Source organism: Nocardia sp. NPDC056000 (assembly GCF_042269265.1).
Taxonomy (GTDB): Bacteria; Actinomycetota; Actinomycetes; order Mycobacteriales; family Mycobacteriaceae; genus Nocardia.
In genome coordinates this window covers 115,845-132,176 of record NZ_JBHJXS010000011.1, presented here as the reverse complement: position 1 = coordinate 132,176, position 16,332 = coordinate 115,845, and the positions used below count along the sequence as shown (strand labels likewise).

Here is a 16,332-nt window from a genome sequence, read left to right as displayed (position 1 = left end):
GGCCTTGCCGACCAGCGTGCGCGCCGATGTGGGAAACCGCTGCGGCTGTGCCTAAGCTCGGTGACGTGCCCGGAAAACGAGACATCGCCACGCGCCGCGAGCTGGCCGATCCGTCCGAACCCACCGGTACCTCCACCGCCGTCGCGACCAGTGTCGCGCCGGTTCTGTCCTCCGTCGCGCAGGACTATTTGAAGGTGATCTGGACCGCGCAGGAATGGTCGCCCCAGGAGAAGGTGTCGACCAAACTGCTGGCCGAACGGATCGGAGTGTCGGCCTCGACCGTCTCCGAGGCCGTCCGCAAGCTCGCCGATCAGGGATTGGTGGAACACGCCCGCTACGGCGCCATCACCCTGACCGAGGACGGCCGCCGCGCCGCCATTGCCATGGTGCGCCGGCATCGGCTCATCGAGACATTCCTCGTCAATGAACTCGGCTACGGCTGGGATGAAGTCCACGATGAGGCGGAGGTGCTCGAGCACGCCGTCTCCGAAACGCTCATGCTGCGCATCGACGCCAAACTCGGCTACCCGGACCGGGATCCGCACGGCGACCCCATCCCCTCGGTGGACGGTGCGGTGCCGACCCCGCCCGCCCGGCAGCTGAGCGATTTCGGCGATGGCGAGACCGGGCGGGTCGCGCGCATCTCGGATTCGGATCCGGCGATGCTGCGCTATTTCGATTCGCTCGGTATCGCCCTCGATACGCCGATCGCGGTGGTGGAGCGGCGGGACTTCGCCGGAACCATCGCGGTGCGGGTGGACGATCGCACCATCGATCTCGGCAGCATTGCGGCCGAGGCGATTTGGCTCACCCACGAGAACTAGCGACCAGCGGTTCGCTGAGCCGTGTCCCGCGGGACGCAAGCCTCAGACCAGTCGGTGACCGCCGTCGACGTGCAGCACGGTGCCGGTGATGAAGGGGTTGCGCAGTAGCGAAAGCGCCGCCTGCGCAATGTCTTCCGGGGCACCCAGGCGGCCCGCGGGGAGCCTGTCGGCCATGGCGCGCAGGCGGTCCTCCCGATCGTCCCAGGGCATCTTGTCCCAGATGCCGGTGCGCACCCAGCCCGGGGAGACCGCGTTGACGCGGGTCGGGGCGAGTTCCACCGCGAGGGCGCGGGCCAGACCTTCCAGGGCCGCGTTGACGGCCGCCACCATGGCACCGCCGGACGCGGGACGGTAGGCGGCGATTCCCGAGGTGAAGGTGAGTGATCCGCCCGGGGTGATGCGGGCGTGTTTGGCCAGCAGCATGGAGCCGATCAGTTTGGTCTCGATGAAACCGCGGCCGTTGGTGAAGTCGAAATCCTTGATGGGGCCGTAGGTTCCGGTGGTGTCACCGGCGGTGGTGATCACATGGTCCACCGCGCCGATGGTGTCGAAGAGCCGTTCGACCTGTTCCTCGTCACCGACGTTCGCGGCGATGGCGTTCAGTTTTCCGTCGCCCAACTCGCGCACCGCGTCGGCGAGGCGCTCGGCCGAGCGGCCGACGATCGTCACCTCCGCTCCCGCCGCCAGCAGTGCGTCGGCGATCGCCAGGCCCATACCCGAACCGCCGCCGATGACTACCGCGCGGCCGATCTCGTTCTCGAATCCCTTGTGTGTCATGCCATTCAGCCAACCGGCCTTGACAGCGCCCGTCCATGTCGCAGCCCCGAAGCCGGGTTAGCGGCGGGCTAACGGTGGCGGTCAGGGTGCGAATCGGATACCGCCGGTGAGCGCTTCGGCGACGGTGTGCAGGGCGGAGTTGCGGGCGGCGGGACGCCAGGCGGCCACGTAGTTCACCACCAGGGGGCGCGGTTGCAGTGGGCGCCAGACCAATCCGGGCGCGGAGGCGGTGCGGGACGAGCCCAGGCCGATGGCGGCGGGGCGCATCGGGAGCAGCGACAGCATTTGCGCATGGCTCATGGCGCTCTCACTGAGGGCGACGGCCGCACCGCGTTCCCGCAATTGGGCGAGCATGGAATCGTGCAGTTCCGGTGCGGTATCGCGGGCGAACATGATCAATTCCTGATCGCTCAGATGCGCCGGTTCGATGGTGTCGCGGCCCGCGAGCGGATGCTCGCGGGACATCACGATGCCGAGCTCCTCGGCGGCGATACAGGTGCTGGTCAGATGGTCCGGCAGCCGAATCGGCATGCGCAGCACCGCGAGATCGACATCCTCGCGATCGAGCAATCGCACCTGATCGGCGCTCGGGCCGCCGGTGAGCACCACCCGCGCACCGGGCTGCCGCGCCTTGAGCAGCGCCTCGATGCGGGCGGGCAGCCAGGTCGGCGCGCCGTTCACCACACCGAGCCGGAAGACCGCGCGCTCGGGATCTGCCACCAGCCGCGTCTCGCGCAAGGCTGTTTCGGCGGCGTCCAGCACGTTCCGCGCCGTCTTCAGCAGTACCTCACCGGCGGCGGTCAATTCGACCCCCTGCGATCCCCTGATCAGCAGCGGCCCGCCCACCTCACGCTCGATGGCGCGTATCTGCTGACTCAGCGTGGGCGTGGAAATGAACAGCCGCTCCGCGGCCCGGCGAAAGTGCAATTCTTCCGCTACCGCCACGAAGTACCGCAACTGCCGCAATTCCACCACCAGAGCACTGTAGGCCGCGCAGGTGTCGCCCAGGGTGGTAGCGCATTACCGGTGAGATCATCACGGCTGTCCCCCAGGCTGATTCGACACGCCACCGCACAGCTCAGTGGGTGGGAAGTGCCCCGCCCGGTACGGCGGCAGGGCCGGTGCGCGGACGGCGGTCCTCGACGGCGGCGAGCCAGAACCACACCGGCGGCAGCGCCACCTCGATGGCGGTGAGCACCAGCTGGAACCAGTGCGGCCAGCCGTGCACCGCGATGGAGACCGCGCGGCCGAACGCGCCGAGGGCGAAGATTCCGGCGAGCCAGCGGATGGCGGTGGTGTCCACCGGATCGCGCCGCGCCGCCCGCAGCCAGACCAGGCCGTAGCCGAGGAAGATCGCGCCGAAGAATCTGGTCTGGCTATCGGCGGTGGCCCCGTCCGATCCCATATCCGGGATGCCGTCGATACCGGCCACGATATGGAAAATCCCGATGGCGACACAGGCGTAGCCCATGAGCAGGCTCAGCCATTTGAGTGCTGCGGTCATTCGATCCTCCCGAATCGAGTTGGTTCCCAAAGATTCCCGCTTAGTTGACGCGCGTCTACTAAGAGGCTAGAACGCTAGTAGACACGCGTCAACTAAGCTGATCCCGTGACCCGCCGCCGCCTCTCCCCCGACGAACGCCGCCGCCAGCTCATCGACAGCGCCGCGCGGCTGTTCGCCACGCACGACTACCCGACCGTGCACATGGAGGACGTGGCGAACGCGGCGGGCATCTCCAGGGCGCTGCTCTACCGCCACTTCCCCAGCAAGCCCGAGCTTTTCGCGGCCGTGTACCAGCAGGCGGCGGAACAGCTGCTGGTCGATACCAGCCTGGACCCGGACATTCCCCTGGCCGATCAGATCGCGGCGGGGCTGGACGTGCACTTCGACTATTTCGAAGCCAATGCCAAGACCGTGGTGGTGGCCAACCGCCTACTGATCGGCGATCCGGCCATCCAGGCCATCATCACCGGCGAGCTGGCCACGCTGCGCGAACGGATGCTCGACGTGCTGGGTGTGGAAGGTCAACCGCGCCAACTGTTCTCGGCGGTCATCATGAGCTGGCTGACCTTCGTGCGGGTCCTCACCGTGGAATGGCTGGAGAACCCGTCCTGCCCCCGGCCGGTGCTGCGCGATGTGTGCGTCGGCGCACTACTGGGGGCGCTGGAACCGCTTGCGGCCCAAGCCCCTTAGAGATTCGCGGGGCGGATGACCATGACCGAGGAGGCGCGCTTACCGCTCTCCTTCAGCAGGGCGATGGCGTGACCGGTGGAATCGATTGCGGCATAGACGCCCTGGATGCCCGCCGGATCGAGCCAGCGGCCGTTGCGGAGGTCATCGGCCTGGGTGTCGGTGATCTCGCGGATCGGGAAGGCGGCGCGCGCGGCCTCGTCGATATCGAGGCTCAGCAGCGGATCGCCAGCCGTGGCGGCGGCCTGCAGCGCTTCCAGGGTGCGAGCCTGTTCAAGGGTGAACGGGCCGACCCGAGTGCGGCGCAATGCGGTGAGATGCCCTCCAACGCCGAGCTTTTCGCCGAGGTCGCGGGCCAGTGCGCGAATGTAGGTGCCGGAGGTGCATTCGACCTCGACATCGAGATCCACGAATTGTTCTGTGCCGGTGTCGATATCGCGACGCTCCAGAATGTCGAAGCGGCTGACGGTGACGGGGCGCGCGGCCAGCTGCACATCCTCACCGGCGCGGGCGCGGGCGTAGGCGCGCTCACCGTTGATCTTGATGGCGCTGACCGTGGCGGGCACCTGCTGGATATCGCCGGTCAATTCGGCTACGCCCGAGGCGATTTCGGCATCGGTCACCTGCGCCGCGGAGGTGGTCGCGGTGACCTCGCCCTCGGCGTCATCGGTGATGGTGGACTGGCCGAGCCGAATCGTGGCCGTGTACGCCTTGGTGGTCAGGATCAGCTGCCCGAGCAGTTTGGTCGCCCGCTCGACCCCGAGCACCAGCACGCCGGTCGCCATCGGATCCAGGGTGCCCGCATGCCCGACCTTCTTGGTGCGCAATATCCCCCGGCTCTTGGCGACCACATCGTGACTGGTCCAGCCCTGTTCCTTATCGACGATCACCAGCCCGCCGAGGGCGTCGACGACCGGGGTGCGCTTCTCGCTCATCAGCCCTCCACGATCGCGGTCAGAATCAGGCCGTCCGAGATCAGCCAGCGGCCGTCGAAGCTCTTCAGGGGTGCGCCACCATCGATGGCCAGGCCCGGAATCAGCAGTTCGGTGTGGAAGGTGCCCGCACCCGTGCCCTCGGATTCCTCATCGACGGTGAAGGTGATGTGCGCGTCCTCGAAACCCAGCCAGATGCCGGTGAGCGGACGCCACGTCTTGTAGGTGGCCTCCTTGGCGCAGAACAGCAATCGATCCAAATGCAGTCCGGTGCCGGGCAATACGGCTTTGAGCCAGTCGCGTTCGGGAGCCAGGCTGACCGAATCGAGTACACCGTCGGGCAGCGCCGCATGCGGTTCGGCGTCGATGCCGACGGATCGGAAGCGCAGCTTGTGCGCCAGCGCCGCGGCCTTGTAGCCGTCGCAGTGGGTGATGCTGCCGACCACACCGCGCGGCCACTGCGGGCCGCCGTCCTCGCCCTTGCCGATGGCGACCGCGGGCTCGCCGAGCTGGGTCAGCGCCTGCCGGGCGCAATGCCGCGCGCCGATGAAATCGCGCCGCCGCTTCTCCACGGCCCGGGCGATCAGATGCTCTTCGGCGGGATGGGCCTTCAGGTCCTCGGGGTACGCCGTCAGTTCGGCCGCGGCGATACCGTCGGGAAGAATTCTGCCGAGAATGCGCGCCGACTCCGTCGCCGCGACCGTCCGCTCTTCGATGACCGCCTCCTGATAGCACCACCACTTACCGGTCAAGAGCCTACCGGCCGAGCTCCGGACACCCGGGCCCACCGGGTGCCGACCCCATGCCCGGCTTCGGTCAGTCGAATCGGACCGTGGCGATCATGCTGCGGGCCAGGGCTTCCGGATCGGGTTCGAAATTGAGCGGTGACTGCTCCAGTGCGCCCTCGCGCCACAGTACGGCGAAACCGTGCACCATCGACCAGGCCGCGAGCTGGGTCGCCAGCTGCGGCTGTTCGCCGGGATCGGGTTGGTTGGCGGCCGCTCCGGCGCGCAGGGCGGCGCCGGATCGATTGCGCGCCTGCACAAGTCGCGCATCATCGGTGTGCAGTAGATCGCGGCGGTACATGACGTCGAAGTGACCGGGATGCCGGAGTGCGAAGCGGACGTAGGCGATGGCGGCGGCGCGGAAATCGCCGTCGGCCGCGTTCAACTCCGCGGTGAGCAATTCGAAGCCCTCGATGGCCAGTGCGGTGAGCAATCCGGCCCGATCGCCGAAGTGATGCGCGGGGGCCGCGTGGGAGACCTCCGCGCGCCGGGCCAGGCTGCGCAGGGAGATCGCGTCGACGCCGTCGGCGGCGATCTGTTCGGCGGCCGCGGCCAGCAGGGTGGCCCGCAGGTCGCCGTGGTGATAACTGGTCTTCGCCATGACCCCATCATGACCGGCAATCTTGCCATTGACAAGTTCCTCGTGCGGATCTAATCTTTCCACTGTCAAGATTGCTCGAAACGCAGGAGAACCCGATGGCCCCCTTGCTCGTACTCGCCGTCGTCACCGCACTCACCCGACTGCTCGGCTGGGTCACCGGCAATGCCTGGCTCGATTCCTGGCCGCACAGCACGGCACTGGGATTGGCCGCCATGTTCGCGCTCACCGCGAGCGCGCACTTCATTCAGCCCAAGCGGGACGGCCTGATCGCCATGGTTCCGACGATGTTCCCCAATGCCGCCGCCATGGTCACGCTCACCGGCGTGCTGGAGATCGCGGGCGCGGTGGGACTGCTGCTGCCGCCCTTCCCGCGGATCGCGGCCGTGGCGCTATTCCTGCTGCTGCTCATCATGTTTCCGGCGAATGTGCGGGCCGCCCGGGAGGATGTCGGGGTGAAGACCATGCCGCTGCCGCTGCGGGCAGTGGTGCAGGTGATCTTCCTGGGCGCTACCGCGTTGGTCGCGCTGGGCTGAATCATCGTGCGCCGGTGCGGGAATCGACCACGATCAGTAGTGGATCGGGCCGTCCGTCTCATCGAGCGGGCGGCCCGAGGCGCGTCCGGACTCGGCAATGAGTTGCGCCGCAATGGAAACGGCGGTCTCATCCGGTGTGGAGGCGTTCAAATCCAGGCCGAGCGGGCTGCGCAGCCGCCGGAGCTGTTCCGATGTGACGCCCGCCGCGAGCAGACGTTCCACTCGATCGGCATGGGTGCGGCGCGAACCCAGCGCACCGACGAACGCGATCCGCTCGATGCTCAGCGCCTCGGCGAGCATGGGCACATCGAATTTGCTGTCGTGGGTGAGCACGCACACCACGGTGCGATCGTCGATCCGGCCGCTCGCGTATTCGCCGCGCAGATAGCGATGCGGCCAATCCACCACCACCTCGTGCGCGGCGGGGAATCGCGTTGCGGTGGCGAAGGTTTCGCGGGCGTCGACTACCGTGACGCGATAGCCGAGCTGTGCGCCGAGACGGCTCAGGGCGCGCACGAAATCATTCGCACCGGCCAGGATCATGCGCGCGGGCGGGCCGAAACTCTGCACGAACGAGCGGGCCGGGAACGCACTGTCCGCGCATTCGTCGGACCCGATGATTCCGGTTCGCCCGGCGCGCACCATATTCAGCGCATCGCGGCTCACAAATGCGCCGCCGCCGGATACCGCTCGCACCTCGCCATCGGGTGCCGCACCGCCGACGACCATTCCCCGGGCACCGGCCTCCGATTGCGCGACGGCACGATCCGCCGGGTGTATGAGCAGCCATGACGGGTTCGCGGTGAGCGTCGTCGCCAGTGCGACCGCTCGCCCGGCGCGGATGTCTCGATCCAGTGCCCGCAACTCCGGGAGCCGGGCGGCATCGACGCGTTCGAGGCAGATTTCCATTTCGCCGCCGCACGTCAACCCGACAGCAAACCCGTCCGGATCGGCGATGCCGAAGCGCTCGAGCACCGCCTCGCCGTCGGTAAGCACGGAGCGCGCGGATTCCACCACGGCCGCTTCGACACAGCCGCCCGAGAGCGAACCGATCACCTCACCCGACCCGGTCACGACCATGGCCGCACCGATCTCACGCGGTCCGGCCCCGGTGACCGCGACCACCCGGGCCAGCACCACCGGGCCTTTTCGGACCCGGTCGATCAGCTGGGGCAGCACATCGCGCATACCTCCATCATCGCCGCCCGATGCCGCGCACGCTCGCGCGCACACGAGATAGCAACGTCAGCGCAACATGCGGGCCGGTGGTGGGCCGATTACCGGGTCCAGGATCCCAACTAGGCCAGACCCCGGCGGCGCTGGGCTTCCTCGCGCATCTTCAAGGCCGCCGCCTGCATCTCGGGGGTGATCTTGAAGTGGCCACCCCACTCGTTCAGGGTGTCACCGTAATCCGGCGTCGGCAGGATCTGCCGGAGCAGCTTCTCCGGCAGACCGCGGCGCTGCCATTCGCGCGGATAACCGAGCGAGACCTCTTCGAAGCGCACACCGTCGTGATAGGTCGTGCGCGGGATGTGCAGATGCCCGTAGACCGAGCAGACCACGTTGTAACTGGTGTGCCAATCCGCGGTGAGATCGGTGCCGCACCACAGCGCGAACTCCGGGTACCAGAGCATATCGGTGATCTCACGCAGCAGCGGGAAGTGATTGATCAGCACCACCGGGGTATCCGCGGGCAGCGCGTCCAGGCGGCGCTGGGTGTACTGCACGCGGGCATGACACCAGGCGTCGCGGGTCAGGTACGGCTCCGAGGACAGCAGGAACTCATCGGTCGCCACCACATTGCGCTCGCGCGCCAGCGCCAGGCCCTCGGCCTTGGTGGTGGTGCCCGCGGGCAGCCATGAATAGTCGTAGAGCAGGAACATCGGCACCAGCGTCACCGCGCCGCCGTATTCCTCCGAGCCCGCACCGGTCCACACCGGGAACGGATCCTCCGGGGTCAGCACATCGAGATCGCGGCAGATGGACACCAGGTAGTCGTACCGGCCCGCACCGTGCATCTGCACGGGATCCTTTGCCGTGGTCCACAATTCGTGATTCCCTGGCACCCAGATGACCTTGGCGAACTGGCGGCGCAGCGTTTCCAGCGCCCACCGGAAGTCATCGGTCTTCTCCCCCACGTCGCCGGCGAGAATCAGCCAGTCCTCCGGAGAATCCGCCCGAATCCCCTCCACCACGGGTTTATTGCCCGAATGACCGACATGGATGTCGCTCACCGCCATCAGTTTCGGAATCACGCAGTTCCGCCCTTCCTGTCGAGACCAGCCTTCGCGGTAACGGCGGCGGCCCCCATCAGATTCCCATGCGCACCCCGGCGGGCCGCAGGTCCCCCCGGCCGCGGCTGTCAGCGGTCCAGGTGGATGCGGGCGGTGGCGGCGAAACCGGCTGCGACGGTGAGGGTTCCCGAGGGCTCGCGGCGGCAGGAGGCGATGGCGAGGTGACAGGGGCGGGGCAGGTCCACGGGGAGTTTCGCGCCGCCGTCGATCTGGTAGCGGGTATTGGTGACCTTCCACTTGCGATCGGCTTCGGGGTCATCCGGAATGCGGGGCGGGGCGTCGACGCGGGCGACCACCATGACCTCGGTAATTCCTACCGGCCAGGTGAAGGTGAGCAGACCCGCGCGCTCGGCCAGCGCGGTGACGGTCGGCATGCCGCCGGGGGCGGTGTCGGTGGCGGCGGCCGGACTCGCCCCGCCGTGCGGACCGCCCTGGCTCGCCTGACCATTCGGACGCGACCGGCCGAACGAGCCGGGCTGACCGTCGGAGTGCGCTTGACCGCCCGAGCCTGCCCCACCGCCCGAACCCGCATGTGCGCCGGTATCCGAGCGGGTCATCTCCGAAGCCCGGCCTGCCACCGACGCGACCACGCCGTAGACGGGGACCGGACCGGTGCCTGCCGCGCCGTCCTCGAGCCTCGTGCTCCGGGTGCGGCCAACCACCCGCGTGGATCCGTCGGGTTGCACACGGGTGACACGGTATTCGACGTCTTCGGTCGCCGACGGCGACCAGGTGATCACCACGGTGCCATCGGGTTGGCGGGTGACGGTCACCGGGCCGGGCGATTCGACCGGTAGGTCCGTGAGTGCGGCCACGGTGCCCGCGTGATCCGCGCACACCTCGAAAACCGCTCGCAGTGCACGCATTCGGGCGGCGGCGGGGGCAGGCGGCGCGGCGGCGAACAGGCGGTCGGCTTCGGCGAGCGCCGAACGCGCCTGTGCCAGTAGCTGATTCAGGGACAGGCCGCGGCTGTCGGGATTGGGCACGTCGGAGGCGGAGCGTTCCAGATACTCCAGATGCCCGAGCGCCTCCATGAACCGCTTGCCGGCGCAGGCGGTCGTCGCACCGCGCCAGTGCACGGCGGCCTCGGACAGCACCCGGTCCACGAGTTCGGCGACGGGGCGCACCGCGGTGGTACCGGCGCTGTCCGCGCCGACATACCGCTGCGCCTGTGCGACATGCCCTTTGGCCGCGAGCGGATGCCCGGCGCGCAACGCCGCCCGAGCCGCCTTCAACGGCTCCTCCCACGCCCGTGCGGGCGGCGGCGGGGGCAGTGGCGGCACCCGCCGATAGTCGGAGCCGCCCGTCCCGGCGAATGGACCGGTAGCGCCGGCGGCCGATCCGCCCGCCGCCGCCGAACCCGGGGTCGCGTGGCCGGAGGTCGCACCGGTATCGCGCGAGCCGCTTCGATCAGGTCGGGCGAAGGAAATCGGCGGCGTGCCCGAACCCTGCTGGGTCGCACCGGAATTCGTGGGCAGATCCTTGCCCTCGACGGTGGTGCCGAGTTCTGCTGCCAGGGCAAGGATTATCTTCTCGGCGGCGGCGCGATCGACTCCGGCGGCGATGGCCTCACCGACGAGGAACTCGTAATCGCCTGCCACCAGGCTGTCTTCGACCAAAACGGCGGCGCGGACCTGGGGGCGGAGCAGGTCGGTGGCGTCGTCGATGATGGCCCGGAGGTAGTCGTCGACGACGGCGTCACCCTCTAGCAAGTCGCTGACGTGCACTAGTAGTTCATCAAGCACCACCCGGACGCGGCCCGGCGGGAGTTCGCGGGTGCGGGCGCGCAAAGCCTCTGCGCGCAAATGGATCTCACCGGTTTGGCGGGCCTTGGTGAAATCCAGGCCCAGCAGCGCGAGCAGGGTGGGGACCGGTTCGCCCGGAAGCAGGCGATCGTATTCGGCGAGCAGTTTGCGAATCTGCTGCCGCCGTTGCGGACTCACACCGGTGGCGGCGGGTGTGGGCGCTGCCGCTTCGTCGAGGATGCGGTGGCGGCGCAGGCGTGCACGCACCTGATCCGGGGTCAGGCCGCTGAGCTTGCCGATATCCTCCAGCCCGGGCACCTTGCCCGCCGGGATTCCGCCGTGCCGCTGCACCAGCCGGTCGATGGCGGCGTCGATCATCTCGTACCGCTCGGAATCGCGGCGTTCGCGCAACTGCTCCACGCGCTCGGCCTCCACCCGGCGCGAGGAGGCGTGCAGCAGCGGTGCGGAGAGCTCATCGTGCTCATCCACCAGCAGTCCAGCCAGCACCCGATATTTGGGGTGGTCGCGTTGTTTCTGCCAGAACCCCCACACTTCCTCGATGCGCGCCCGCACCTCGGCATCGCCGAGCGTGCCCGCCTCATCGAGCGGAATGTCGTAGAGCTCGAACGCATCCGACGCCTCGATGCCGCCGCGGCGTTCCACGGCGGCGAGCACTCGCTTGCGATAGTCGTTCGGGTCGAAGGCGTGCATGGCTCTGGTTCTACACGGCGCGGCGGCGCGTGCGCTGCAGCTGATCCAGTTCGCGGGCCACATCGGCCTGGGACAGCGTCGCCCCGGTCTGCACCGAAAGGGCAAGGGGCAGATCGGCGTCCACGTGATAGGCGGTCACGTGCAGCACACCGTCGAAACCCATCTCGAAGGTGACCCGCACTTCACTGCCCGCCGGATAGCCGGGCGGAATATCCCGAATCCGCCCCTCCACCAGTATTTTCGAATCCTCGGGCCGGGTCGAGGCGGCCTGGCCCTGCTGTTCCACGATGGTCAGCTCGATCTGATCCTGATCGGCGCGCACGGTGCCGTAGGAGCGACGCACCTTGATCGGCAGCGTCTGATTGCGGTGCACCAGCCAGCTCGCGGCCAGCCCGTTGTAGCTGTCCAGCGCGAGCACGCCGAAACCGCGCGACACCACGGTGTCGACCTGGATTTCCAGCATGCGCCGCACCAGGCTCACCGGCTGTCCGAAGGACGCGGCGACCCGGCCGACCGACTGCTCCAATTCCCGCGGATCCGCATCACGCAGTTCCGCACCGTCGCGCAGGCGGCCGCGCGTCACCAGATCGGCGACGACCAGGCGTTCCATTTCCAGCTTCTCGCCGTACAGCGCGGCCCCGCGCGCCACCGAGAGATCCGGATCGCGCAGCTCGCCGACCAGGCCGAGTTCCCGCTGAAGTTGATTCGCCACCATGGGCATTCGCGAGGAACCGCCGACCAGCAGCACCCGATCCACCTGACCGACCCCGCGCTGTCCGGCCGCGGCCAGGCACGCCTTGGTGAGATCGAGGGTGCGGCGCATGAGCGAGGCCGTCATGGCCTCCAGCTCGGCGCGGGTCAGCGTGATCACCGCGCGCGCACCGTCGTGTGCGACCAGTACCTCGGTCTGCTCGGCCTCGCTGAGTTCGTGTTTGGCGCGTTCGGCGGCCAGCACCAGCATCTGCGATCCGGCCGAATCATCCAGCGGGTCTTCGGCATCCGGGTTGGCGGCACAGAATTGCTGGGACAGGTGCAGGGCGATGCGCTCATCCCAATCCGCGCCGCCGAGTTGATGATCACCCTCGACCGCGAGCACCGCGATGCGCCGATCGGACAGTTCGATCACCGTGGCGTCGAAGGTGCCGCCGCCCAGGTCGTACACCAGCACGGTCTCGCGACCACCGGCCTTGCCGATATCGATACTGCCGTCCAGGCGGCCGAAACCGTAGGACAGCGCCGCGGCGATGGGTTCGGACAGCACACCGGCGACATCGAAACCGGCATAGGTGCCGGCCTGAATGGTCGCGCGCCGCTCCTCGTCACCGAAATAGGCGGGCACGGTGATGACCACGCGCTGTACGGTGCCGCCACCGCCGAATTCGGCATCGGCGGCCAGGCTCTTGAGGATCAGCGAGGAGACCGCGGGCGCGGACCAGCTCTGCCCGTGCGCCATGAAGCGCCATTCGGCATCGCCCATGCGCCGCTTCACCAGTGCGCACACATGCTCGGGATCCAGGCGCGACTGCCTGCGCGCGCCCTCGCCCACCACATGGTCGTTGGCGGAGGCGAACAGCACCACCGAGGGCACCGTCGGCTCCCCGTTCATGCCGATCAGAATTTCCGGGCGTCCGTCCGCGTCGATCCGCGCGATAGCCGAATTCGTTGTGCCCAGGTCGATGCCGAAGACCCCCATGGCGGCGATCGTAGCAGCCATGTCCGGCCATCGGGATTAAGGTTCGGGGCATGACCGAACCCGCGGCGGCGACCGGGAACCCTGACAGCGCAATCGAACCCGATCGCGACGGCGATACCGGGCCGGCACCCGAACGCGACGCGGACGGCACGGGCGTGCTGGCCGAACGCATCGACGATCTGACCAGGGTGATCGCCCGGCAGGCGAGCACCCTCGAACGGCTGGCCGATGACGCCAAGGCGCGGGCGCAGCGCGAGCGCGCGGGCGCGGATGTACCGCTGGTGGTGGAACTGTTCGCGCTGTACGGGGATGCGCTGTCGCTGGCCGCCACCGCGCATTCCGAGACCGAACAGGCCGCTTTCGAGACCTTCGCGGGCCGGGTGGAACGGCTGCTGACCGGTCGCGGCGGGCAGATCGTCAGTCCCGTCGCCGGGGCCGGGTTCGACGCATTGACCATGGAGGCCGCCGATGTGACGGCCACGGCCGATCCGGAGGCCGATCGCACCGTGGACAGCGTGCTGCAACCCGGGCTGACCATTGCCGATCGATCGGTCCGGCCCGCGCGGGTGATCGTTCGCCGCCATAAGGATTAAGCGAAAACGCTTCACAACTTAAGCGCGGATGCTTAATCTCGGCTCATGCAGTATCGCAGCATCGATGTCGGACAGCCCATGACCCGCTTCGCACGCGGCTGGCACTGCCTCGGACTGGCCGAAAGCTTCCGGGACGGACAACCGCACTCGATCGAGGCATTCGGCACCAAGATCGTGATCTGGTCGGACAGCAAAGGCGAGTTGCACGCGCTCGACGGCTACTGCCGCCATATGGGCGCGGACCTGTCCTACGGCAGCGTGAAGGACGACAATATCGCCTGCCCCTTCCACGATTGGCGCTGGCGCGGCGACGGGCGTTGTGCCGCAATCCCTTACGCGCGCCGGGTGCCGCCGCTGGCCAAGACGCGATCGTGGGCCACCTGCGAGGAGAACGGGCAGTTCTTCGTCTGGAACGATCCCGAAGGCAATCCGCCGCAACCCGAGGTCGCGATACCGCATATCGAGGGTATGGGCACCGATCTATGGAGTGAGTGGAACTGGAATTCGCTGTTGATCGAGGGCGCGCACTGCCGCGAAATCATCGACAACAACGTGGATATGGCGCACTTCTTCTATATCCACTACGCCTATCCGGTGTTCTTCAAGAATGTGTTCGAAGGGCATGTGGCGACGCAGTTCCTGCACAGCAAGGGGCGGCCGGATGTGCACACCGCCTCGAACTACTCCACCGAGATGCAGCTATTGCGTTCGGAGGCTTCGTATTTCGGGCCGTCGTACATGATCAACTATCTGCACAACGACTTCGGTGAGCGGACCGTCGAAGTGGCGCTGATCAATTGCCACTATCCGGTGACGCACAATTCGTTCATGCTGCAGTGGGGTGTGAGCGTGCAGCGCATCGAGGGATTGCCGCCCGCCAAATCGGCATCGCTGGCCAAGGCGTTCGGTAAGAGCTTCGGCGTCGGATTCCTGCAGGACGTCGAGATCTGGAAACACAAGACGCGCATCGACAATCCGCTGCTCACCCAGGAAGACGGACCGGTGTATCAGCATCGCCGCTGGTACGAGCAGTTCTATGTGGATGTCGCCGATATCAAGCCGGAGATGACGGCCCGCTTCGAATTCGAGGTGGACACCACGCACGCCAATGAGAACTGGGAAGCCGAGGTCGCCGAGAATCTGGCCCGGCGGGCGGCCGAACAGGGTTAGGCGAGCCGCCCCGGAACATCCGCGCCGACGCGCGCCCATTTACCGGACAGGGCGCGCGCGGATACCGCGATCAGGCGCAGGACCATGAAAGCGACCAGGCCGGTCCAGATTCCGGCGATGCCCCAGTCATAGGCCAGCGATAGCCAGATCGCGGGCAGGAAGCCGAGCAGCGCCGAACCCAGCGTGGCATTGCGCAGGAACGCGGCATCACCCGCGCCGAGTAGGACGCCGTCCAGGGCGAACACCACGCCCGCGATGGGAATGATGCCGACGAAGAACCACCACACCACGTGGGTGCGATCCAATACCGACGGATCGGTGGTGAACAGGTTCGGGATCACCGTGTACCCCGCCGCGAAGATGGCGGCCAGCACCAGCGCGAATATCGTCGACCACGCGGTGATCCGCCGTGCCAAACCCTGTGCGCCCCTGGCATTTCCGGCCCCCAATGCCGCACCCACCAGGGTCTGCGCCGCGATGGCCAGTGAATCCAGGGTCAGTGCCAGGAAATTCCACAGCTGCAAGACCAGCTGATGCGCCGCCACCGAGGCCGCCCCGAAGCGGGAGGCCACCGCCGCGGCGGAAACGAAACACGCCTGGAAGGCCAGACTGCGGGCGATCAGATCGCGGCCGAGCACCAGCTGCGCCTTCATGATCGCGATATGCGGTGCGAGCGGAACCCGGGACGCCACCAGCGCACCCACGAACAGCGCCGCCGTCACCACCTGTCCGGCCACATTGGCGACCGCGGAACCCTCCAGCTCCAGGCGCGGCGCACCGAGCAGACCGTGCACCAGCACCGGGCACAGCACACCCGAAAGTGTCAGCCCCGCAACCACATACAGCAGCGGTCTGCGCGTCTGCTGCACCCCGCGCATCCACCCGTTCCCGGCCATGGACAACAGGATCAGCGGCACCCCGAACAGCGCGATGCGCAACCACGACTCCGCACCCGGGGCGATATCGTCACCGCCCGCGATGGCCCGCGTCACCGGCCCCGCGAAGATCTGCAGCACAACGACAATCGCGATCCCGACCCCCGCAGCGATCCAACTCGCCTGCACCCCTTCGACAATCGCCCCGCGCTCATCCCCCGCCCCATGCCGCCGCGACGCCCGCGCCGTCGTGCCGTAACTCAGAAACGTCAACTGCGAACTCACCTGCGCCAGAATCAATCCGCCGACCGCCAGCCCCGCCAGCGCCAACGCCCCCAGCCGCCCCACCACGGCCATATCGAACAGCAGATAGATCGGCTCGGCGACCAACACACCGAGGGTCGGCACCGCGATCCCGAGAATCCGCCCCGGCCCCGCCTGCACCGCCGCCACCCCCACCTCGGTCTCCGCCATGCAGCCACCCTCCCACACGGCCCTGACACAAGCGGGGAGGGCGACGACCCGAATCGCGGGGCTATCCGGTCAGAATGTTCGAGATCGGTCTGGCATCAGCCTCGCGATCCCGGCGCGCCCCTGACCGGGGTCTA

At 67.9% G+C, this 16,332-nt stretch carries 16 protein-coding genes; 5 read left to right on the top strand and 11 right to left on the bottom strand.

The genetic code is table 11. The features are described from left to right. The first annotated feature begins 47 nt into the window (after window positions 1–47). Window positions 48–824, top strand: coding sequence for a metal-dependent transcriptional regulator (locus ACFC4D_RS30210; protein WP_375954456.1), 777 nt, complete (start codon window positions 48–50; stop codon window positions 822–824). A gap of 42 nt (window positions 825–866) precedes the next feature. On the opposite strand, the gene ACFC4D_RS30205 is transcribed toward ACFC4D_RS30210, so the two are convergent. From ACFC4D_RS30205 to ACFC4D_RS30195, 3 genes are all read right to left on the bottom strand, one after another. Next, on the bottom strand, window positions 867–1,601 hold the full coding sequence (locus tag ACFC4D_RS30205) for an SDR family oxidoreductase (protein ID WP_376068370.1): 735 nt from the start codon (window positions 1,599–1,601) through the stop codon (window positions 867–869). An 81-nt stretch (window positions 1,602–1,682) separates the two neighbouring features. Continuing rightward, window positions 1,683–2,576: a LysR family transcriptional regulator gene (locus tag ACFC4D_RS30200; protein ID WP_375954459.1), complete on the bottom strand. Its 894-nt coding sequence runs from the start codon at window positions 2,574–2,576 to the stop codon at window positions 1,683–1,685. 103 nt (window positions 2,577–2,679) lie between these two features. Then, window positions 2,680–3,105: a DUF4345 domain-containing protein gene (locus ACFC4D_RS30195; RefSeq protein WP_376068369.1), complete on the bottom strand. Its 426-nt coding sequence runs from the start codon at window positions 3,103–3,105 to the stop codon at window positions 2,680–2,682. 105 nt (window positions 3,106–3,210) lie between these two features. On the opposite strand from ACFC4D_RS30195, the gene ACFC4D_RS30190 reads away from it, so the two are divergent. Then, window positions 3,211–3,795, top strand: a complete 585-nt coding sequence (locus ACFC4D_RS30190) for a TetR/AcrR family transcriptional regulator (protein WP_375954463.1) — start codon at window positions 3,211–3,213, stop codon at window positions 3,793–3,795. On the opposite strand, the gene truB is transcribed toward ACFC4D_RS30190, so the two are convergent. The 3 genes from truB to ACFC4D_RS30175 form a co-directional block, all read right to left on the bottom strand. Continuing rightward, on the bottom strand, window positions 3,792–4,727 hold the full coding sequence (gene truB / locus ACFC4D_RS30185; protein ID WP_376068367.1) for a tRNA pseudouridine(55) synthase TruB: 936 nt from the start codon (window positions 4,725–4,727) through the stop codon (window positions 3,792–3,794). The genes ACFC4D_RS30190 and truB overlap by 4 nt on opposite strands. Then, window positions 4,727–5,401: a 4'-phosphopantetheinyl transferase Npt gene (gene npt / locus ACFC4D_RS30180; protein ID WP_375956000.1), complete on the bottom strand. Its 675-nt coding sequence runs from the start codon at window positions 5,399–5,401 to the stop codon at window positions 4,727–4,729. Before npt ends, truB begins: the two co-directional genes overlap by 1 nt. Window positions 5,402–5,540: 139 nt before the next feature. Further along, window positions 5,541–6,110 (bottom strand): TetR/AcrR family transcriptional regulator, encoded by a 570-nt coding sequence (locus ACFC4D_RS30175; RefSeq protein WP_375954467.1) that lies wholly within the window; start codon window positions 6,108–6,110, stop codon window positions 5,541–5,543. Window positions 6,111–6,205: 95 nt separating this feature from the next. Here ACFC4D_RS30175 and ACFC4D_RS30170 point away from each other — a divergent pair, with 95 nt between their 5' ends. After that, entirely contained in the window at window positions 6,206–6,643 is a 438-nt protein-coding gene (locus ACFC4D_RS30170; RefSeq protein ID WP_376068366.1) for a DoxX family protein, read from the top strand. A 33-nt stretch (window positions 6,644–6,676) separates the two neighbouring features. Here the strand turns inward: ACFC4D_RS30170 and ACFC4D_RS30165 are convergent, their stop codons facing one another. From ACFC4D_RS30165 to ACFC4D_RS30150, 4 genes are all read right to left on the bottom strand, one after another. Then, the gene (locus ACFC4D_RS30165; protein ID WP_376068364.1) at window positions 6,677–7,831 is read right to left on the bottom strand and encodes an XdhC family protein; all 1,155 of its coding nucleotides are present in this window, start codon (window positions 7,829–7,831) and stop codon (window positions 6,677–6,679) included. Between the two features lie 110 nt (window positions 7,832–7,941). Then, entirely contained in the window at window positions 7,942–8,883 is a 942-nt protein-coding gene (locus tag ACFC4D_RS30160; RefSeq protein ID WP_375956003.1) for a metallophosphoesterase family protein, read from the bottom strand. A gap of 122 nt (window positions 8,884–9,005) precedes the next feature. Next, the gene (locus tag ACFC4D_RS30155) at window positions 9,006–11,393 is read right to left on the bottom strand and encodes an Ig-like domain repeat protein (protein ID WP_376068363.1); all 2,388 of its coding nucleotides are present in this window, start codon (window positions 11,391–11,393) and stop codon (window positions 9,006–9,008) included. A 10-nt stretch (window positions 11,394–11,403) separates the two neighbouring features. Further along, window positions 11,404–13,086 carry an Hsp70 family protein gene (locus ACFC4D_RS30150; protein WP_376068686.1) on the bottom strand — a complete coding sequence of 561 codons (1,683 nt, stop codon included), beginning with the start codon at window positions 13,084–13,086 and terminating at the stop codon, window positions 11,404–11,406. Window positions 13,087–13,136: 50 nt separating this feature from the next. Between ACFC4D_RS30150 and grpE the strand changes: the two genes are divergently transcribed. Both grpE and ACFC4D_RS30140 read left to right on the top strand, forming a co-directional pair. Continuing rightward, a complete protein-coding gene (grpE, locus tag ACFC4D_RS30145; protein ID WP_376068361.1) occupies window positions 13,137–13,679 on the top strand; it encodes a nucleotide exchange factor GrpE in 543 nt (180 codons plus the stop codon). Between the two features lie 45 nt (window positions 13,680–13,724). Then, entirely contained in the window at window positions 13,725–14,849 is a 1,125-nt protein-coding gene (locus ACFC4D_RS30140; RefSeq protein WP_364630953.1) for a Rieske 2Fe-2S domain-containing protein, read from the top strand. On the opposite strand, the gene ACFC4D_RS30135 is transcribed toward ACFC4D_RS30140, so the two are convergent. Next, window positions 14,846–16,198 carry an MATE family efflux transporter gene (locus ACFC4D_RS30135; protein ID WP_376068359.1) on the bottom strand — a complete coding sequence of 451 codons (1,353 nt, stop codon included), beginning with the start codon at window positions 16,196–16,198 and terminating at the stop codon, window positions 14,846–14,848. The genes ACFC4D_RS30140 and ACFC4D_RS30135 overlap by 4 nt on opposite strands. Window positions 16,199–16,332: the final 134 nt, after the last annotated feature.